This window comes from Natronorubrum aibiense, from assembly GCF_009392895.1.
GTDB classification, from domain to species: Archaea; Halobacteriota; Halobacteria; order Halobacteriales; family Natrialbaceae; genus Natronorubrum; species Natronorubrum aibiense.
On record NZ_CP045488.1, the window covers coordinates 2741968 to 2760985 of the forward strand.

Genomic DNA, 19018 nt, shown 5'->3' on the forward strand with positions numbered 1-19018 from the left:
TTATGACGTTCGAACTGTCAGAACGCGTCCAGACGGTGCCGCCGTCGGGGATTCGTCGGTTCTTCGAGATCGCCGAAGAGCGCGACGACGTGATCTCGCTGGGTGTGGGCGAACCCGATTTCTCGACGCCGTGGGCGGCCCGCGACGCCGCGATCACCTCCCTAGAGCAGGGCAAAACGTCCTACACCGCGAACCGCGGGATGCGTGAACTCCGCGAGTCGATCGCCGATTACGTCGCCGACCGCTTCGAACTCGGCTACGACCCCGACGAGGAGATCATCGTCACCGCCGGCGCGAGCGAAGCCGTCGACCTCGCCTTCCGGGCGTTCGTCGACCCCGGCGACACGGTCGCTATCGCCCAACCGGCGTACATCTCCTACGAACCCGGCGTGATCTTCGCCGGCGGCGAAGTGCTGTCGGTCCCGACGACGGAGGAAGACGACTTCCGACTCACCGTCGAGGGCCTCGAGCAAGCAGGCGCGGACGAAGCCGACATGCTCGTGCTCTGTTACCCTAACAACCCGACGGGCGCGATCATGACCGAAGCCGACCTCGAGCCGATCGCCGAATTCGCCCGCGAGCACGACCTGCTGGTGCTCTCCGACGAGATCTACGCCGAACTCACCTACGACGGGAACGAGCACGTCTCGATCGCGACGCTCGAGGGAATGCGCGAGCGGACCATCGTCTTCAACGGCTTCTCGAAAGCCCACGCGATGACCGGGCTGCGACTGGGCTACGCGCTCGGCCCAGCCGAGGCGATCAACGCGATGAACAAGATCCACCAGTACACGATGCTGTCGGCCCCGACGACGGCCCAACACGCCGCACTCGAGGCGCTCGACTCCTGTGAGAACGACGTCGAGGCGATGGTCAACGAGTACGACCGCCGTCGCCAGTTCGTCCTCTCGCGGTTCCGCGAGATCGGGATGGACGTCTTCGAGGCGAAAGGCGCGTTCTACTGCTTCCCCGAAGTGCCCGAGGGCTTCACCGCAGAGGAGTTCGCCGAAGGGATCCTGCGTGAACAGGGCGTCGCGGTCGTCCCCGGCGACGTCTTCGGCGAGGGTGGTTCGGGTCACCTGCGGGTCTCCTATGCGACCGGACTCGACGACCTCCGAGAGGCGCTGGCCCGAATCGAGGCGTTCGTCGAGGACCACACGTAGTCTCGAGGACGGAATCGACGCACCGTCCGACGCGAGACACGAACTGTTTTCCTGCTTGCCCACACCTCCTCGGTATGGTCGAGTACCGTCCCATCCCCGACGAACGGGACGTCTTCCACGAGTACCGCAGCTATGCGTTCCGGCCGGAATCAGGGGTGCCGGCGTACGATCCCGACGAACACGAGACGCCGAGAGCAACGCTTGGCTCCCGCCGCGGGCTGTACGACCCCACTGCGGACGACACGGCCCCGCAGGCCGTCTGCCGACATTACTGGCTCGAGGCCCACGTTCGCGGTGATCTCCACCGAATCGCCGGGCTCGCATCGGTCGCGACGCCGCCGGAGTACCGCCACAGCGGGTACGTCCGTCGACTGCTCGCCAACTCGCTCGCGGAGTATCGCGACCGAGACGTTCGATTCTCGGTCTTGTGGCCGTTTCGCTATCGCTTCTATCGGCAGTACGGCTGGGAGACCAGCAACCGAATCGTCACCCACGAGTGTGCGCCGACGGCACTCGAGTTCGCGACTGACGCTGCCGACACCGAGGGAACGTTTCGTCGCCTCGAGGCCGACGAGTACGACCGGCTCGAACCGGCCTACGACGCACACACCGATCGATACGGCCTCGCCCTCGAGCGCGACGAACAGTGGTGGCGACGGCGCGTCTTCGCCGGCCACGACCGGGACCCGTTCGTCTACACCGTCGAACGCGACGGCGAAGGTCGTGGGTACCTCGTCTATACGATCGACGACGAACCGGCGGGACGGACGATGGCCGTCTCCGAACTTGTCGCCGTCGACCACGACGCCGTGCTGGCGTTGCTCGCGTTCTGCCATAGACACGACTCGCAGGTCGAGCGGGTTCGCTTGCGAGTGCCCGCAGACGTCCCGATTCGGGACCTCGCTCGAGATCCCGACGAGATCGACACCGTCGTCGAAGACGGCCCGATGGTGCGCATCGTCGACGTTGCCGAGACGCTGTCGGCCTGCTCGACTCCCACGCTCGAGACCGACGTGACGATCGCCGTCGACGATCCGCTGGCCGACTGGAACGACGGGACGTTCAGACTCGAGGGGACAGACGGGGGATCGGCGTGGACGCGACTGGCAGACGACACCGACTCGGAAAGCGTCGACATACGCCTCGGCATCGCTACCCTCTCACAACTCGCCGTTGGCTCTCGGTCGGCACCGAACCTCGAGCGAACGGGCCGGCTGACAGCCACGGATTCGACTGCCCTCGAGACGCTTGCGACCTGCTTCCCAGAAACAGATGTCTACCTCGGCGAGCATTTCTGAGGTACGTATCGATCACCTGTAAGGATAGTGCTGCACCCAGGGTCGCGCTCGCTCGAGTGCCCCCGCGGCAGCCAGCACGTCCGATTCGGCGTATCGCCGGCCGACGATCTGCAGTCCGACCGGAAGTCCGTCATCGGTGAGTCCAGCGGGAACCGATGCGGCCGGATGGCCTGTAAGGTTGAACACCCACGTAAGCATCGCGTCGGTCGGGATACCCGCAACGTCCTGTCCGTCGATTTCCGTCGGATAGCGATCGCGCAGGTGTTTGCCGTAGGGTGGGACGGTCAGCGTCGGCGTCACGAGGACGTCCGCGCCTTCGAGTGCCGTCTCGATCGCGTCGTAGGCGTCGACCCGCGGCCCGTTCGCGCGTCGTTCCTCGAGTGGCTCCACATCGGCCCCAAGCGCGATGGTCGAACGAACCGTCTCCTCGACGTCGGTTTTCTCGAAGTCGATGCCGTATGCCTCCTCGACTCGGCTCGCGACCGCCGCGAAGTAACCGCCGACCTGCGTGTAGTAGGCCCGGCGAAGCACGTCGACGTCGGGGAGGGGGACGTCGACTGGCTCGACCGTCGCGCCGGCAGCCGCGAGGTCGTCGACGGCCGCCCCGACCGTCTCGCGGACGACGGGATCGACGGGCTGGAGGTCCAAGTCCGGGCTGTACGCGACCGACAACTCGTCGGCTGGTCGAGCGACGGCTTCGAGGACGTCGTCATCACCGCGGGGGACACTCAGCGGGTCGCGATGGTCCGGGCCGGCCATGATCTCGAAGCCGAGTGCGACGTCCGCGGCGCTGCGGGCGATGGGGCCGCCGACCATGAACGGCGAGTGGCTGTCGAACGAGTCGAGTCGTGAGTTCGACGGGATTCGCCCGAACGAGGGTTTGAGCCCGATGACGTTACAACACGACGCCGGAACTCGCAGCGAGCCGCCGATATCCGAGCCGGTCGCGAGTCGTGCGAGGCCGGCGGCGACTGCCGCCGCCGACCCACCGGAGGAGCCACCCGCCGATCGTTCCGGATCGAACGGCGTCGCCGTCGCGCCGACGAGCCGGTTGTCGGTCTTGATCGTGTGGGCCAGCGCCGGCGTGTTGGTCGTGCCGACGATCACCGCGCCGGCGGCCTCGAGGCGTTCGACGGTGATCGAATCCTCCGTCGCCACGTTCTCGGACAGGGCGGCGAGTCCGAGCGTGTTTCGAACGCCAGCCTTGCGATCCTGGAGGTCTTTGATCGCGACCGGGACGCCATGGAGCGGGCCGAGGTCCTCGCCCGCAGCGGCCGCGCGGTCGGCCTCGCGGGCTCGCTCCCGAGCGGCTTCCTCGAGCACCGTGACGTAGGCGTTCAACTCCTCCGTAGCCGCGATTCGATCGAGGACGTCGTCGACGACGGCTACCGACGACGTCTCGCCGTCACGGATCATCGTCGCCAGATCACGTACGGATTCAGTGGTACCGTTAGTCATGCTGAGTGTAACCACAGCTTACATAATAAAGTCAGGGACAGCCACGTGATCGCGAGTACGGGTGTGTGATCAGACGACGTTTCGTTCCCCTCGAGCCGACGGCGTCTCGAATCGGTCGCTCGAGAGCGCCGTCGGATCGACCAGCGACACCTCGCCGTCGGTGACGAGTTCAGCGACGAGCGTCCCGGTGGCAGGGGCGTGCTGAAAGCCGTGGCCCGAGAAGCCGGCTGCGGTAACGAAGCCCGGAACCGTCTCCTCGACGATCGCAGTGTCGTCCGGCGTCACCGCATACAGGCCCGCCCAGCCGCGCTTGATCGCCGACTCGGGGCCGAAGTACGTCGTCCAGTCGACGGCGGCCTCGAGGGTCTCGACGGCCCAGGGAAACGCCATCGACCGGTCGTAGCCGTCGGGATCGCAGGCGGGATCGGAGTCGCCGACGTGGCCGCCGACCAGCGCGTCACCGTCGCGATCTGGCCGGAAGTACGTGCCGCTCTCGAGGTCGATCGTCAGCGGATCGGTCTCGGGGACTGGCTGATCGGGGCCGACGACGGCTATCTGACGGTGCTTCGGGGTGATCGGGAGCGAGCAGTCGGCCATCGCCGCAACCTCGCCGGCCCACGGTCCTGCGGCGTTGACCACGAACTCGGCCTCGAGCCGACCGTCAGGCGTCTCGACGCCGGTTACCCGACCGGCGTCCGTTCGGAGCACGTCCACGATCGGTGTCTGTGTCCGAACGTCGACGCCCTCGTCGGCTGCTGCCTGCGCATAGCCCTGCAACGCGAGGTGTGGGTCGGCGACGCCGTCCGTCGGGGAGTACGTCGCCGCGACGAACTGCTCGTGATCGACCCCGGAACAGTGGTCCTGTATCGCGTCGGGTTCGAGTACTTCGCTCGGAACGCCGCGGTCGTTCTGCATGGCGACCGCCTCTTCGAACCGCGCCGCAGCCGCCTCGCTTCGGGCGAGAAAGAGATACCCTGTTCGCCGGTAGTCGATGTCGATGCCGAAGCGCTCGTCGAACGTGTCCCAGACACGCATGCTCTCGAGGGATAACTCGACGTTGATCGGCGTCGAAAACTGTGCTCGAATGCCGCCCGCAGCCCGTTCTGTGCTCCCCGAACCGAGCGAATTCTGCTCGCAGACGACGACGTCGACGCCGCGAGTGGCGAGTTCGTACGCACTCGCCATCCCGACGATGCCGCCGCCGATCACGATTACTGTCATGTTATGTCGAATCACACGTTCGTGGATAAGCGTTCGGTCGAGTCTCGAAAGCGGCGGCAAACAGTCCGGAGGACGTCGCTAGTGACTCTTCGAGCACCAGTCGATCCGCAACGAGTCCGGTTCGGTCGACGACGGTCCGACGACTAAAGTAGCCGACCGAGTATGTGCGTGTATGGTTCGCGTCCTTTCCGACGACGACGTCGCGTCAGTGCTCGATCTCGAGGCGCTGTTGCCGGTCGTCGCCGACGCGTTCGAGCAGCAGCGAGCGGGCGCGGTCGAACGTCCCGAACGACCTCATTATCCGATCGGAGCGGGCCTCGATCCCGAGACGCCCGAGGAGCCGACCGGCACCGGGCTCTGTATGCCCGCGTACATCCACGGCAACGCCTACGCCGCGACGAAACTCGTCACCGTCTGCGAGGACAACCTCGATCGTGGACTGCCGACAGTGACTGCACAGCTCTCCCTTGCCGACGCCGAAACCGGCCAGCCGGTCGGCTACCTCGCAGGGAACCGGATTACCAGCGCCCGAACGGGCTGTATCGGCGGCCTCGCGGCTCGCGAACTCGCGGTCGACGGCGACCTCGAGTTGGCAGTGATCGGCGCGGGCACGCAGGCGCGCTGGCAGACGCGGGCGATCGCCGCCGCTGTCGGCGTCGACCGACTCGCGTCGATTCGGGTCTACTCGCCCAGCGACTCCCGCCTCGAGTGTGCCCGCGACCTCGAGTCGGAACTCGGCGTGTCGGTCACGCCGGTTTCGAGTCCGCGCGAGGCCGTCACGGACGCCTCGGTCGTCGTCACGACGACGACGAGCACGGAACCCGTCTTCTCGGGAGAGGACCTCGCCGACGGGGCGCTCGTGATCGCCGTCGGCGCGTACACGGCCACAATGCGCGAACTGGACGACACGACGATCGAGCGGGCGGCTCGAATTATCGCCGACGTGCCCGACGAAGCGCTCGAGACGGGTGATCTCCGGACTCACGACGACTTCGAGGTGCGCTCGTTCGGCGACGTGCTGGCCGATGGCGACGGTCGCCAGTCTTCGGACGAGATCGTCGTCCTCGAGAGCGTGGGCACTGCCGCTCTGGATGCTGCAACCGCCGAATTCGTCTTCGATCGAGCCGAGGCAGACGACCTCGGAACGACGGTTTCGATCTGAAGCGCGGGCTCGAGTCCGACAGAGAGACGAGTTGCGGTGGCCCCCGCAATCGATGGCGAGGCCAGTGACATGATCTCGAACGGCACTGGAGCGTGCGGCCACGACACTGAAATAGTCGCTGCTCAAAGTAGGGCTCGAGTAGTTAGCGATGAGTGATCCGGCACTGCGAACCGAGGGCCTTCGTTCCACGGACAGTATGCCACTGGTCTCGAGTCAGGACGGAGAGACAGCATGATGTCGGTTCGCTCCGTCCCGCTCGTCGACCGCGTCACGGACGCCTTCTTCGCACTCGATACGGACTTCCGGTTTACGTACCTCAACGAGCGCGCCGAAACGTTGCTGAAACGTTCGCGGGCGGACCTGATCGGCCGCGTGATGTGGGACGAGTTCCCCCAGACCGTCGAAACGCAGTTTCCCGATAGCTTCCATCGCGCGATGGACGAACAGGTTCCGGTTTCGTTCGAGGTCTATCACGCACAGTTAGAAACCTGGTTCGAAGCTCGCGCCTACCCCTCCGAGACCGGCCTCTCGGTCTACATGCGCGACGTTACCGAACGAAAGTCACAGGAGACGACGCTCGCCCAGCACGCGGCCGTCGTTGAGGCCGTCTACGACGCCATCCTCACGCTCGGTCGCAACCGAGAGATCGTCACCGTCAACAGCGCCATCGAAGACTTGCTCGGAGCCGATCGCTCTGACCTCATCGGCGAGCACGTCGAAACGCTGACCCAGCAAGCGGGTATTTCCGACGACGACGCCGTCGCCATTGGCCGTGCGATCACCGACGTCGACGTCGGCAACGCCACCAGACGTCAACTCGAGGTGGCGTTTACCGCCGCAGACGGGAGCGATCGGATCGGCGAGTTTCGGTTCGTGCCGATCGAAGACGACCACGCAACCGTCGCTGCCGTCATCCGGGACGTCACCGACCGCCACGAGTACGAACGCGTCGTCACGTCGCTGCACGAAGTCACGCGATGGCTTCTCGAGTCCGACGATCCCGAAGAGATCTGTGCGGTCGCCGTCCACGCCGGCAGCGACCTGCTCGATCTCCCAATCAGCGGCGTCTGGTTGCTCGACGACGAGCAGGGGTATCTCGATCCTGTCGCCGGCACCGCCGGCGCACACGAGGAGCTCGGCGGGCTCCCCCGATTTTATCCCGGCGAGGGGCTCGTCTGGGACGTCTTCGAGGGCGGTTCGGTGGACCGGTTCGACGACCTCGAGGACGTCTCGGACCTCTATAACCCCGACACGCCGATCCGCTCGGAGATCATCGCCCCCATCGGCACCCACGGCGTGCTCATGACGGGCTCGATCGAGGCCAATCGGTTCGACGAGACCGACGTCGATCTCGTCTCGATCCTCGTCGAGAACACCCGTGCGGCGCTCGACCGAGCGACCCGAGAGCAGGTGCTCCGGGACCGGACGGCCGAACTCGAGCACCGGACCGAGCGACTCGAGTCGGTCGCCGAGATCCTCTCGAACGATCTCAAACAACAGCTGTCGGCCGTCGCAGACGCGCTCGACGAGGAGTCCGACAGCGAGTGGGAGTTTCCACTCGCGGAGGACTCGGTCGACGCCACGCTCGACCGGGCCGAAGGGCTCGTCGACGATATCCGTGAGTTCGCCCGAAACGCCTCGGCCGTCGGGCAGCGCTGTCGGCTCGATCTCGAGACGGCGATCGACGACGCACTCGAGCAGTCACGACTCGATGGGGACCGCGATCACGTCATCGTCGAGCAGTCGGCGACGCTTCGGGCCGACGCGGAGCGATTCGGTCGCCTGCTCGAGACGGTGTTCGACGACGCGACGGCCCGCGCCGACGGCCCGGTGACGATTCAGGTCGGCGTCGTCGGCCTCGATGACTCGGATCGCTCTCGAGGGCTGTTTATCCGGGACGACGCCGTCACCCTCCCGCCGGCGGCACGGGATCGCGAGCCGGAGTCACCCATCGAGCCCGTTTGCGGCGGGGAGCCGACCGCCACCGACGGGCTAGGGCTGACGCTCGTCAAGGCGATCGCCGAAGCCCACGACTGGACGTTCACGATCGACCCCGGTGACACCGGCGGGACGCGCCTCGAACTTCGTGACATGACGACGCTCGAAAAACGCTCGTGAGGCGGTTACGAGATGGACTCGCTCGCGAGATCCTGATAGAGCCGCCGGTAGCCTCCCTGTTCTAAGAGTTCGGTCATCGTCTCGTCGAGTCGGACGCGACACAGCGCGAGGCGGTCTTGCAATTGCGCGTACTCGTCGCTCGATTTGCGTTCCGCCTCGGTCGTCTCGGCATCGAGTACGGCTTTCGTCGAGGCGAGCGAAAAATACTCTTGGAGCTGTTCGTCGTAACTCGTTCGCAACACGAGGTGTTCGACGATCCGGCGCAGTTCGTCTTTCGAGGCCGGTTTGACGAGATAGTCGTCGAATCCCATCCCGATGACATCGAAATCCGGTTCGACGGCGGAGACCATCGCCACGCGACACGCGAGGTCGCGCTCGCGAACGGTACTGAGGACTGTCTCGCCCGAGAGCCCGGGCATCCGCCGGTCGAGCAGGACGATGTCGATTGTTTCGTCGATGGCGTCGAGCGCCCGCTCGCCAGTCGATACCGTCTCGACGTCGTAGCTGCCCTCGAGCCAGGCGGCATACAGGCGTGCGAGGTCGGGTTCGTCTTCGACGATCAGGACGGACGGGGTCTCGGTGGTCATTGCAAAGCTCCCTCCAAGAGTGGTTCGTTTCTCGAATTGTCTCGATAGTATATCAAAATATCGGGCACTCGGCTCGCGTCGGCTCGAGTAGTGCCACCGCGAACGGCGCTTATACTGCCGGACAAAACGAGTCACGCACCGATCGCACGCGAACGCTCGTCGACTTCGCCGACGAGCCGTGAGACGCGATCGGGCGTTTACTGACTGTTGTCCGACAGTATTACTCGAGGCCGTCTTCGATGGTCGAGCGGTGAGCGTCGATCGTCGCGGCGTCGGCCGCGATCGTCGCCGAACCGACTTCGATCGTCAGTTCGCCGTCGTCGGTCGCCGTCCCGAGTTCGACGACCGGGGCGACGCCGTCGAACGCCGCTGCAACGGCGTCGGGCGAGTCGGTCTGGATCACGACCCGACCCGGCTGTTCGTGGAAGAGCGCGGCCGCGGCCGTCTCGTCGTCGGCAGGGATCGAGACCTCGAGGCCGGCATCCTCGGTGACCATCTCGGCGAGGGTGACGGCGAGGCCGCCGTGGCTGACGTCGTGAACGGCGAGCGTCGACTCGTCGTTGGCCACGTCGGCCAGCGTTTCGATGACGGCGGCGGGGTCGGCCGGCAGTTCGGGGAACCCGTCACTGCCGTCGAACTGGGTGAGGTACTCCGAGCCACCGAGTCGGAGGTCGCCGGCCTCGAGACCGACGTCGCCGACGAGCAACAGCGTGCCCTCAGATTCGACCGACAGCGGCGGTGCGTCGTAGCCGTCTTTCGTCCCGACCATCGCCAGCGTCGGCGTCGGCGGGATCGGTCCGGCGACAGAGTCGTTGTACAGCGAGACGTTCCCGCCGACGACCGGCGTCGACAGCGTCGAGCACATCTCCGCGAGCCCGTCGACGGCACTCTTGAAGCCGCCGTAGACGTCCGGTTTCTCTGGGTTGCCGCCGTTGAGACAGTCGACGGCTGCAAGCGGCGTCGCGCCTTTGGCTGCGATATTCGTCGCATTCTCGAGGGCGATCGCTTTGGCCCCGACGTAGGGTGCGGCGGCGGTCCAGTTCGGTGCCGCACCGGAGGAGATGGCGAGTCCCTGCCCGATCTCGCGGCTATCGCCGCTCGATTTATCCGCGGAGCGTGGCTCCGCGCTCGCTTCTCGGACAGCGATAATCGCCGCGTCGTCGCCCGGCCCGACGCTCGTTCGGACGCCGACCTCGTGGTCGTACTGTCGGTAGACCCACCGTTTCGAGGCCGTGTTCGGACTCGAGACGACCGTCTCGAACGCCGCCTCGAGGTCGACTTCGGGCAGATCGGTCTCGGGCTGGTCGACGGGCTCGCTCTCGAGATCGTTCATCGGCGCGCCCTCGCCGAGGAAGTAGGCGTCGACGTCGACGACCGTCTCGCCCTCGAACGTGCAGGTGTAGTTCTTCTCGGTGACCTCGCCGATGACCGAACAGCCCAGATCGAAGCGCTCGGCAATTTCGCGGACGCGGTCGACGTTGTCGGGTTCGACTTCGTAACACATCCGCTCTTGAGATTCGGCCAGCAGGATCTCGAGGGCGTTCATGTTCGGCTCGCGCTGGTGGACGCGCTCGAGTTCGATGTGCGCCCCGAGTCCGCCTTTGGCGACCAGTTCGCTCGAGGCACCGCCGAGGCCGGCGGCACCGAGGTCGCGGGCGGATTCGATCAGTTGCTCTTCGACGAGCTGTTCGTTGGCCTCGATCAGCAGCTTCTCGGCGTAGGGGTCGCCGACCTGGACGGCCGGTCGGTCCTCGGTTTCGGCGTCCTCTGCGAGGTCCTCGCTGGCGAAACTCGCACCACCGAGGCCGTCGCGGCCGGTGCCGTTGCCGACGAGCACCAGCTTGTTGCCCGGCTCCTGTGCGACGGCGGTGACGAGTCGCTCCTCGTCGGTGAGCCCGACACAGGCGACGTTCACCAGCGGGTTGCCCTCGTAGTCGGGGTGGAAGTCGACGCTGCCCGCGACCGTGGGGACGCCGATACAGTTGCCATAGTGGCTGATCCCTTCGACCACGCCCTCGAACAGATACTTGGAGTGTTCGCGGTCGAACTCGCCGAAGTACAGCGAGTCCGCGAGCGCGATCGGGTACGCACCCATCGAGAGAGTGTCGCGGACGATCCCGCCGACGCCCGTCGCAGCCCCGTCGAACGGGTCGACGTAGGAGGGGTGGTTGTGGCTCTCGATCCCCATCGTGATGTACGTGCTCGCACCGTCTTCGTCCTCGTCTCCGGGCAGGGCGACGACCGCCGCGTCGTCACCCGGTCCGATAACGACCTGCTCGCCCTCGCTGTCGAACGCGGAGAGCAGCGGTCTCGAGGAGCGGTACGCGCAGTGTTCGCTCCAGAGGTTCTCGAACAGCGCCGCCTCCGCCGGCGTCGGCTCTCGCCCCAGCTCGGATACGACGAGTTCACGGTCCGAATCGGCAAGACTCATTCATGTCGGTGATGGAAGTCGGGTAGTAAAGGGGTTTCTATATACACGTTCGTGTATCGTTTCTGTGACCAGAATGGTGTGAGATACCGAATCACAGACCACGTATCGCTCGCGAGTGGGTCGAGATCGTGCCCGGAGGCCCACAACTTGCGGCTCGAACCGCTCTGGACCGACTGAGACACAACTGGCGAGGAGCCCGACGTCGTCGACTCGCGTTCGTTCAGATCAGACGGTGGTTGTCACTGTATTCTAACACACCCACACGGCGGGCTCTAAGTGTATCGGCACTGACCGCAAGGAGTCCGTCTCAGTGCTCGAGTTCGGCTTCGTCGAGCCACGAGCCGGCCCAGCACTCGATTTCGTCGAAGACGGGCTTGAGGGATTCGCCTTTCGAGGTCAGACTGTAGTAGGTCGCAATCGGGGCGTCTTCCTCGATGCGGCGCTCGACGAAGCCCATTTCGCCGAGGTCGTCGAGAACGCGCGAGAGGGTGCGCGCGTTCGCGCCGGTCGAGCGCTTGAGTTCGTTAAAACGCTGTTCGCCGGCCAGCAGTTCGTGGAGGACGGCCAGACGCCACTGGGAGCCGATTTGCTCGAGGGACTGGATTACGGGGCAGGCTCCGGCGTTCTGGTCGCGGGGTTCCGTCTGTGGAGATGACATTGTGGCGCTCTACACGCGGCTACGCCGTCGACGAGTTTAGCAGTTCGGGTTCGAACCAGCTAACACGGCGTTAGTAGTGTCAGCCCACAGATTAATGCGCCGACGGCGGCCCTACTCGGCCCCGAGCGCCGACTCGAGTGACTCGAGGGCGCGAAGCGAGACGGGAGCGGCCCCGACGGCGTGGGGTGGGAGTTCGACGGCGACCCGGCAGCGCGATTCCTCTAGGGCGTCGACTCGATAGGCTCCAGATGGCATTCCGCTGAGGTGCCACCGCCAGCGGCGATCCGACCGCGAGCAGTCGGTGATCCGAAACGGTAGCCAGACGCCGGAGACGCGAATGCGTCCGGTCGTGCCGGTCTGGACCCGTCGGTCGGTGGCTTCGACGCCGTTGACGAGCGGCATCCAGTCCGGCCACCTGGTCGTGTCTGCCAGCAGTTCCCAAGCGTCGTCTGCGGGCACCGACAGGACGTGTGAGGCCTCAAGGCGGCGACCGTCAGGCGTGTGTGCGGTCTGGAGGCGGGTCATGTGCACTGACTGCTACGTGGGCCGTGGATATGAGGGTTCCACCGTCTGCACGCGTTGGGTCGCTCGGACGAATGAGTGCCGTGGGCGGTCGGTCACCACGTACTGTTTTTTGACCGGCGTGCGTCCCTCCTGTATGGAGTACACGACACTCGGTTCGACCGGGATGGAAGTCAGTCGGCTCTGTCTGGGCTGTATGAGCTTCGGCTCGAGCGACTGGCGCGAGTGGGTCTTGGAAGACGACGAGAGCAAAGCGATCATCGAGCGGGCGATCGACCTTGGCATCAACTTCTTCGATACGGCGAACATGTACTCGAAGGGCGAATCCGAGCGGATCCTGGGCGAGGCCCTCGAGGGCCACCGCGAGTCGTCGGTCGTCGCGACGAAAGGCTACTTCCAGATGCGCGAGGACGATCCGAACTCGGGTGGGCTCTCCCGAAAGGCGATCGAACAGGAGCTCGCCGCGAGCCGCGAGCGGTTGGGCATGGACACCATCGACCTCTACCAGATCCATCGATGGGACGACGAGACCCCGATCGAGACGACGCTTCGGGCGCTCGACGACGCCGTTCGACGGGGCCACGTCCGCCACATCGGGGCCTCGTCGATGTGGGCCCACCAGTTCGCCGAATCGCTCCACACGAGCGAGCTGCTGGACCTCGAGTGGTTCGTCACGATGCAAAACCACTACAACCTCGTCTACCGCGAGGAGGAACGCGAGATGCTGCCCCTCTGTGAGAAGGAGGGTATCGGCGTCATGCCGTGGTCGCCGTTGGCTCGAGGCTATCTCACCCGGCCCCACGAGGAGATCGACGCCACGACGCGCGGTGAGACGGAAGAACACATGTACGACCACCCGTACCGTGACGGTGGCGGTCAAGAGATCAACGACCGCGTCGCGGAGGTCGCCGCCGACAAGGGCGTGACGATGGCCCAGATTTCGCTGGCCTGGCTGCTCCACAAGGAGTGGGTCGACGCACCCATCATCGGCACGACGAGCGTCGAACACTTAGAGCAGGCCGTCGAGGCGCTCGAGCTCTCGCTGTCGGCGTCAGAGTTGGCCTACCTCGAGGAACCCTACGAGCCGGTCGTGGTCTCGGGCCACGAGTAGCGTCGCACGACTTTTTCGGTCGAGCGTTCGGACGGAACGCGAGCGCCAGCACTCGAGCGAGCGACGACATCGTTTCGATTCCTGAATACAATATTTGCCGTACGTAAACCAAATATGGTTTATAGAGAGTGGAATTCGGGGAAAGCATAATTAGAGTTCGTTTACAACGGATCGAACACCGACGACCGGAGCCGCCGTTCGACCGATCGCAACGCCGGCGTTCCGGCCACCGATGTCATCCAGGATAATGCCACACACGAGATTCCATTCGCCACCGGCGACCGCAGAGCGCGCGAGCGAGCAGTCCCCGTCCGGACGAACCGAAAACCGATCGACGGAGTACACGGCAACCACGACCTGTCCCGAGTGTGACGGCCGGCTAATCGTCGCGGACGACCAGACACACTGTGGAGACTGCGGCCTCGTCATCGACGAGAATCGCATCGACCGCGGCCCGGAGTGGCGCGCGTTCGACGCTGCCGAGAAAGACGAGAAATCCCGCGTCGGAGCCCCGACCACGAACATGCTGCACGATCGCGGCCTCTCGACGACGATCGACTGGCGGAACAAAGACGGCTACGGGAGCACCCTCTCGGCCCGAAAACGCCGCCAGTTCCAGCGCCTTCGCACTTGGGACGAGCGCTTCCGGATGCGCGACGCGAGCGATCGGAACCTGAAACACGCCCTCGGCGAGATCGACCGCATGGCGAGCGCGCTCGGCATTCCGGACGCCGCCTGCGAGACGGCGAGCGTCATCTATCGCCGCGCCCTCGAGGAAGACCTGTTGCCCGGCCGGTCGATCGAGGGGATGGCGACGGCCGCGCTGAACGCTGCGGTCCGACAGGCGGGCGTCCCGCGGTCGATCGACGAACTCGCGACCGTCAGCCGGATCGACTACCTTGAGGCCGCCCGCGCGTACCGGTATCTCGTCCGGGAACTCGAGCTCCCGATGGCACCGCCGGACCCGCTCGAGTACCTCCCACGGTACGCCTCGACGCTCGAGATCCCCTCGGAGACGGAACGGCGCGCCCACGAACTGCTCGAGGGGGCGATGGAGTCGGGGCTACACAGCGGCAAACACCCGGTCGGCCTCGCCGCGGCAGCGATCTATGCGGCCGGGCGGCTGACGGGCGTGGATCTCACGCAGGACGACGTCTCGGACGCCGCCGACGTCAGCAAGGTGACGATCCGCAACCGGTATCAGGAACTGCTCGAGCACGAACTCGAGGGCCCCGATTGACGAACGAAGCACGCACTGCTGGGTTTCGCCATGCGGTTTTTCACGTTCGCTCTATGTGTCGTAATCGAGCGGAACGCGACAGCCCAGCCTAGCCGCGCCCGCCGGCCAACTGCGCCGCCTCCGGCCGAGAGCGCAGCCGGAGCATCGCTAGCGTGCCGATCAGTGGCCCGATCGCAAGCGGGACGAACGCCCACTGCCAGCCCACGGCGCGCTGGACGATGGGAATCAGCTGGATAGAGCCGATGGTGATGAGAAAGCCGATGGCCGTCTGGAGGGTGAGTGCAGAGCCGACGTAGCTGTCGTCGGCGAGTTCCGAGACCGCCGTGGAGAACTGTGCGGAGTCAGCGACGATGAAAAAGCCCCAGATAAGGACGAACGGTGCGGTCACGGCCAGCGACGAGCCGTAGACCACACCGGCGAGCAGACACGCAGTTCCGGAGACGATCATCGACGCGCTCGTGACGATCGATCGACCCACGCGATCCGCGGCCGAACCGGCGAGCCACGCGCCGACGCCGCCGATGGCGATCGTCCCGAACGCGAGCAGGGCCGCCAGTCGCTCGGGGTTTGCCGTGTCGCTGGCCTCGAGGCTGGCGAGGAGGTAGACTGGAATCCACGTCCAGACCGCGTAGAGTTCCCACATGTGGCCGAAGTAGCCGGTGTTCGCAAGGACGACACCGCGATCGGAGACGATCCGACGAATCGCGCTCGGATCGAAGGGAGCCGTCTCGGGCTGGTGCGGGCCGTCCTCGTACGCCAGCGCGAGGAGGCCGCCGACGGCTGCGATGGCGGCCGTGCCGTAGAGGACGAGTCGTGGCTGGCCGATCCCGCCGACGGCCCGAAGCAGGTGTGGCGAGGCCGAACCGACGGTGAGCGCGCCGACGAGGACGCCGATCGCGAGCCCGCGCCCTTTGACGAACCACGAAGCCATCATCTTCATTCCCGTCGGATAGACGCCGGCGAGGGCAACGCCGGTGAGAAATCGGAGGCCGATCGCCGGAAGTCCGCTCTCGACGACGCCAGCGATCAGCGCCGTCGCCGCCGCACCGACGAACGCACTCCCCGCAAAGAGGTACCGTGGGCGAACGACGTCAGCGATGGTAAGCGAGGCCGACAGTAACGCGCCGACGACGAACCCGAACTGGACGGCGTTGGTCAGCCACGCCGTCTGGGCGGGCGTGAGATCCCACAGGTCGGCCAGTTCCGGCCCGACGGCGGTCCCGCTGAACCACAACGTCATCGCGAACAGTTCGGCGATCCCGATCAGCACGAGCGTGCGCCACTTGGTACCAGTAACCGCAACCATTGCCGAATCATACAACGGATCGCTGATATAAATAGCGTGGCCCACGACTCGAGAGCCGTCACGGCTCTGATCGCCGAGAATCCTACGCACTCGGCTGGTCGACTCCACTCGAGATGGACCGATCGCCGCTTATGAGAACCGGGAAGCGATGTCCGCTTCGGTGATGATGCCGACCGTCTCGCCGGCTTCGGTGATCATCACGGCTTTGTAGTGCTCGAGGAGGTTGCTGATCTCGTCTAAGGTCGCGTCTTTCGACACCGTCGGGAAGCTCTCGCTCATGTGCTCTTCGATCGGTTCGTCTCGAGCTTCGGCGTCGAGGTGGACGAGGTCGCTCTGGCTGATCGAGCCGACAGGAATACCATCTTGGATGACTGCCAGTTGGGAGTAGGCTTCCTCCTCCATCTTTCGAGCAGCTTCCTTGACGGGGTCGTCAGGCGAGACGTTGACGACGGCCTCGTTCATCAGGTCCTCGGCGCGGACGACGTCGCTTTCGGCCTTCTCGAGCGCGTTGACGATTCGCCGGAGCGTCGACAGTCGCGGGTCGACGTCGCCGCCTTCGATGCGGGCGATCAGTGGCTGGGAGACGTCGGCCGTATCGGCGAGTTCGCTTTGCGTGAGCCCGAGTTCGGTTCGGCGCTGACGGAGATCCGCGGGCGTCGGGAGTTCCATACAGTACAATAACTAAGGGTTATAGAAAATGCTTTGGGTCGACCCCTGTTTCGCCGTCAGCGACGTCGCGCAGACGCGCGGCGTCGTTAGTCTTCGTCGGGCACTTCGATGACTTCCACGACGGACAGCGGAACGTCTCGCAACGCGCCGCCGACTTCGCTCTTTGCGATCCGGGAGGCGTGTTCCTCGCCGTCGGCGTTGAACACTTCCATCTCGAGAGCGAGACCGACGAGTGCGGTGTCGGCTGCGATAAAGGCAGAGTCGAAGGGTTCCCCACAGGCCGGACAGCCCGTCGCACCGACCTCGACTTCGACGTAGTCCATGTCTTGGCTGTTGAGTCGTTTCCCGGCTTCGCTGACGGCGACGCCGATCGCGTCGTCGATCGCTTCGACGTCACGAACGAGCCATGCCGCTTCCATCGCGACGATATAATTGGTCATATGTCGTGGTGGGCCCGAGGGGTCTCTTGTCTTGCGGTTCGTCGCTCGGAACGAGTCGACCCCGAATCGGAGCGAACGGCCCGCACTGCGTCGGTTAGACTGGACAATCGACGTGAGTGGCTGTTCGTCCGTATCGTCTCCCGGGCGGAACGGTCCGACTGCCGAGTTCGGCGCGCCCGCAGTGCGCACGTGAACCGGATAATGCTCATAAGTTACGAGAATTGTGCGGGTCGATTGTCGCCAGCATAGCCGGATCTCGCCCCGAAATCCAACTCAAATGCACAGAATACAAGCTAAGTTTAATCGCATGACTGCGGCGACCTCGTTCGGTCACAACGATCGTTATGGATTTCCAGTCTCAGTAATGTTTATATATCACCTCCGTCTGAGCCAGAGTGAACGCTGATGATATCCCGCGTGTACCACGCGACCCTGTTCGCACTGTACCAACTGTGCATCGTGATCGGTATCGTCGCGATGCCGCTCGCACTCGCCGCCCGCCAGGCAGGGGTTAGCCTGCCGATCCACCGCGTCCTCGAGAACGTCGAGGAGGCCTACGAAGCCAGCCACGCTCGAATGAAGTAATCACGCCGGGAACGACGACGCTGTACCGAACCGTTTCTATCGCCCACTCACACTGTGAGTGAACACTGGGTATCGAGTGTTCGAAGCGAAAAAAGCGGAAACCGCCGTGGTGACCGCCGGTGTTTTATACCGTGCCGGTCGTAACGTTCGGTCAATGCGAGCACCTCAACATAACTCGGACTTCTCCCGCACCGTCGACCAGTTGGCCGACGATCCGAACCCCTACGAGCCCGAAATCGGCTCGCTGCCACAGAACGAACTCACGCGTGCCGACCTCGACAACGTCAACAAGACCGGGACGACCACGATCGGCATCTCGACGGCCGACGGCGTCGTCATCGCGACGGACATGCGTGCCAGCCTCGGCGGCCGGTTCGTCTCGAACAAGAACGTCCAGAAGGTCGAACAGATCCACCCAACCGGTGCCCTGACGCTGGTCGGCAGCGTCGGTGGCGCACAGTCGTTCATCTCGAGTCTCCGCGCCGAGGTCAACCTCTACGAGGCTCGCCGTGGCGAGACCATGAGCATCGACGCACTGGCGACGCTCGCGGGCAACTTCGCCCGCGGCGGCCCGTTCTTCGCCATCCACCCGATCCTGGGCGGTGTCGACGACGACGGCAGTCACGTCTACAGCATCGACCCCGCCGGCGGCGTCATGGAAGACGACTACACCGTCACCGGTTCCGGGATGCAACTCGCCTACGGTCACTTAGAGCAGGCCTACGAGGACGACATGTCCAACGAGGAAGCGAAGACGGTCGCCGCTCGCGGCATCAAATCGGCTGTCGAGCGTGACACCGGCTCCGGGAACGGTGTCTTCCTCTGTGAGATCACCGACGAGGGCGTCGACATTCACGGCCACCACGACTTCGACGAAGTCCTGTAAACTGGCAACCACAGCCGATTTTCCCGTTTTGCCACCTCCGTAGCGGCGGGGCTGCCTCCCAACTGTCTCTCGTCCGTAAAGCCAGCAGTTAGCAGACTCGACAGGCACGACGTGCGACTCGCTATTGCCAGTACACCGATAGAAACTGATCCGCTCCGAACTC

The 19018-nt window shown here is 65.0% G+C and carries 17 protein-coding genes; 8 read left to right on the plus strand and 9 right to left on the minus strand.

Annotation, left to right across the window (positions count from 1 at the left end):
- Window positions 1–2: 2 nt before the first annotated feature.
- The gene (locus tag GCU68_RS13550) at window positions 3–1163 is read left to right on the plus strand and encodes a pyridoxal phosphate-dependent aminotransferase (protein ID WP_152942451.1); all 1161 of its coding nucleotides are present in this window, start codon (window positions 3–5) and stop codon (window positions 1161–1163) included.
- A 74-nt stretch (window positions 1164–1237) separates the two neighbouring features.
- A complete protein-coding gene (locus GCU68_RS13555; RefSeq protein ID WP_152942453.1) occupies window positions 1238–2461 on the plus strand; it encodes a GNAT family N-acetyltransferase in 1224 nt (407 codons plus the stop codon).
- A 12-nt stretch (window positions 2462–2473) separates the two neighbouring features.
- On the opposite strand, the gene GCU68_RS13560 is transcribed toward GCU68_RS13555, so the two are convergent.
- Window positions 2474–3919 (minus strand): amidase, encoded by a 1446-nt coding sequence (locus tag GCU68_RS13560; protein WP_152942455.1) that lies wholly within the window; start codon window positions 3917–3919, stop codon window positions 2474–2476.
- A 69-nt stretch (window positions 3920–3988) separates the two neighbouring features.
- The gene (locus tag GCU68_RS13565) at window positions 3989–5140 is read right to left on the minus strand and encodes an NAD(P)/FAD-dependent oxidoreductase (RefSeq protein ID WP_152942456.1); all 1152 of its coding nucleotides are present in this window, start codon (window positions 5138–5140) and stop codon (window positions 3989–3991) included.
- Between the two features lie 172 nt (window positions 5141–5312).
- Between GCU68_RS13565 and GCU68_RS13570 the strand changes: the two genes are divergently transcribed.
- Window positions 5313–6302, plus strand: coding sequence for an ornithine cyclodeaminase family protein (locus GCU68_RS13570; RefSeq protein ID WP_152942458.1), 990 nt, complete (start codon window positions 5313–5315; stop codon window positions 6300–6302).
- Between the two features lie 234 nt (window positions 6303–6536).
- Entirely contained in the window at window positions 6537–8420 is a 1884-nt protein-coding gene (locus GCU68_RS13575) for a sensor histidine kinase (RefSeq protein WP_152943726.1), read from the plus strand.
- A 5-nt stretch (window positions 8421–8425) separates the two neighbouring features.
- Here GCU68_RS13575 and GCU68_RS13580 read toward each other — a convergent pair whose 3' ends face one another.
- The 4 genes from GCU68_RS13580 to GCU68_RS13595 form a co-directional block, all read right to left on the minus strand.
- Window positions 8426–9007, minus strand: coding sequence for a HalX domain-containing protein (locus tag GCU68_RS13580; protein ID WP_152942460.1), 582 nt, complete (start codon window positions 9005–9007; stop codon window positions 8426–8428).
- Window positions 9008–9227: 220 nt separating this feature from the next.
- Window positions 9228–11438: a phosphoribosylformylglycinamidine synthase subunit PurL gene (gene purL / locus GCU68_RS13585; protein ID WP_152942462.1), complete on the minus strand. Its 2211-nt coding sequence runs from the start codon at window positions 11436–11438 to the stop codon at window positions 9228–9230.
- A 307-nt stretch (window positions 11439–11745) separates the two neighbouring features.
- The gene (locus GCU68_RS13590) at window positions 11746–12096 is read right to left on the minus strand and encodes a winged helix-turn-helix transcriptional regulator (RefSeq protein ID WP_152942464.1); all 351 of its coding nucleotides are present in this window, start codon (window positions 12094–12096) and stop codon (window positions 11746–11748) included.
- A gap of 111 nt (window positions 12097–12207) precedes the next feature.
- The gene (locus tag GCU68_RS13595; RefSeq protein WP_152942466.1) at window positions 12208–12621 is read right to left on the minus strand and encodes an SRPBCC family protein; all 414 of its coding nucleotides are present in this window, start codon (window positions 12619–12621) and stop codon (window positions 12208–12210) included.
- Between the two features lie 133 nt (window positions 12622–12754).
- Here GCU68_RS13595 and GCU68_RS13600 point away from each other — a divergent pair, with 133 nt between their 5' ends.
- Entirely contained in the window at window positions 12755–13729 is a 975-nt protein-coding gene (locus GCU68_RS13600; protein ID WP_152942468.1) for an aldo/keto reductase, read from the plus strand.
- A 247-nt stretch (window positions 13730–13976) separates the two neighbouring features.
- Window positions 13977–14969 carry a transcription initiation factor IIB gene (locus GCU68_RS13605; protein WP_152942470.1) on the plus strand — a complete coding sequence of 331 codons (993 nt, stop codon included), beginning with the start codon at window positions 13977–13979 and terminating at the stop codon, window positions 14967–14969.
- An 88-nt stretch (window positions 14970–15057) separates the two neighbouring features.
- Here the strand turns inward: GCU68_RS13605 and GCU68_RS13610 are convergent, their stop codons facing one another.
- From GCU68_RS13610 to GCU68_RS13620, 3 genes are all read right to left on the minus strand, one after another.
- Window positions 15058–16275, minus strand: coding sequence for an MFS transporter (locus tag GCU68_RS13610; protein WP_152942472.1), 1218 nt, complete (start codon window positions 16273–16275; stop codon window positions 15058–15060).
- A 129-nt stretch (window positions 16276–16404) separates the two neighbouring features.
- Window positions 16405–16944: a CBS domain-containing protein gene (locus GCU68_RS13615; protein WP_008163828.1), complete on the minus strand. Its 540-nt coding sequence runs from the start codon at window positions 16942–16944 to the stop codon at window positions 16405–16407.
- 86 nt (window positions 16945–17030) lie between these two features.
- The gene (locus GCU68_RS13620; protein WP_152942473.1) at window positions 17031–17384 is read right to left on the minus strand and encodes a DUF555 domain-containing protein; all 354 of its coding nucleotides are present in this window, start codon (window positions 17382–17384) and stop codon (window positions 17031–17033) included.
- A 405-nt stretch (window positions 17385–17789) separates the two neighbouring features.
- Between GCU68_RS13620 and GCU68_RS13625 the strand changes: the two genes are divergently transcribed.
- Both GCU68_RS13625 and psmB read left to right on the plus strand, forming a co-directional pair.
- Complete coding sequence (locus GCU68_RS13625) at window positions 17790–17969, plus strand: hypothetical protein (RefSeq protein WP_152942475.1); 180 nt, start codon at window positions 17790–17792, stop codon at window positions 17967–17969.
- A 154-nt stretch (window positions 17970–18123) separates the two neighbouring features.
- Window positions 18124–18855, plus strand: coding sequence for an archaeal proteasome endopeptidase complex subunit beta (psmB, locus tag GCU68_RS13630; RefSeq protein ID WP_152942477.1), 732 nt, complete (start codon window positions 18124–18126; stop codon window positions 18853–18855).
- Window positions 18856–19018: the final 163 nt, after the last annotated feature.

Excerpts from the sequence above, each read along its gene's own strand:
- GCU68_RS13595 (WP_152942466.1), bottom strand. The coding sequence starts at position 12,621 with ATGACCCGCCTCCAGACCGCACACACGCCTGACGGTCGCCGCCTTGAG.
- psmB (WP_152942477.1), top strand. The coding sequence starts at position 18,124 with ATGCGAGCACCTCAACATAACTCGGACTTCTCCCGCACCGTCGACCAG.
- GCU68_RS13610 (WP_152942472.1), bottom strand. The coding sequence starts at position 16,275 with ATGGTTGCGGTTACTGGTACCAAGTGGCGCACGCTCGTGCTGATCGGG.
- GCU68_RS13580 (WP_152942460.1), bottom strand. The coding sequence starts at position 9,007 with ATGACCACCGAGACCCCGTCCGTCCTGATCGTCGAAGACGAACCCGAC.
- GCU68_RS13575 (WP_152943726.1), top strand. The coding sequence starts at position 6,537 with ATGTCGGTTCGCTCCGTCCCGCTCGTCGACCGCGTCACGGACGCCTTC.
- GCU68_RS13560 (WP_152942455.1), bottom strand. The coding sequence starts at position 3,919 with ATGACTAACGGTACCACTGAATCCGTACGTGATCTGGCGACGATGATC.
- GCU68_RS13550 (WP_152942451.1), top strand. The coding sequence starts at position 3 with ATGACGTTCGAACTGTCAGAACGCGTCCAGACGGTGCCGCCGTCGGGG.
- purL (WP_152942462.1), bottom strand. The coding sequence starts at position 11,438 with ATGAGTCTTGCCGATTCGGACCGTGAACTCGTCGTATCCGAGCTGGGG.
- GCU68_RS13570 (WP_152942458.1), top strand. The coding sequence starts at position 5,313 with ATGGTTCGCGTCCTTTCCGACGACGACGTCGCGTCAGTGCTCGATCTC.
- GCU68_RS13615 (WP_008163828.1), bottom strand. The coding sequence starts at position 16,944 with ATGGAACTCCCGACGCCCGCGGATCTCCGTCAGCGCCGAACCGAACTC.
- GCU68_RS13590 (WP_152942464.1), bottom strand. The coding sequence starts at position 12,096 with ATGTCATCTCCACAGACGGAACCCCGCGACCAGAACGCCGGAGCCTGC.
- GCU68_RS13620 (WP_152942473.1), bottom strand. The coding sequence starts at position 17,384 with ATGACCAATTATATCGTCGCGATGGAAGCGGCATGGCTCGTTCGTGAC.
- GCU68_RS13625 (WP_152942475.1), top strand. The coding sequence starts at position 17,790 with ATGATATCCCGCGTGTACCACGCGACCCTGTTCGCACTGTACCAACTG.
- GCU68_RS13565 (WP_152942456.1), bottom strand. The coding sequence starts at position 5,140 with ATGACAGTAATCGTGATCGGCGGCGGCATCGTCGGGATGGCGAGTGCG.
- GCU68_RS13605 (WP_152942470.1), top strand. The coding sequence starts at position 13,977 with ATGCCACACACGAGATTCCATTCGCCACCGGCGACCGCAGAGCGCGCG.
- GCU68_RS13600 (WP_152942468.1), top strand. The coding sequence starts at position 12,755 with ATGGAGTACACGACACTCGGTTCGACCGGGATGGAAGTCAGTCGGCTC.
- GCU68_RS13555 (WP_152942453.1), top strand. The coding sequence starts at position 1,238 with ATGGTCGAGTACCGTCCCATCCCCGACGAACGGGACGTCTTCCACGAG.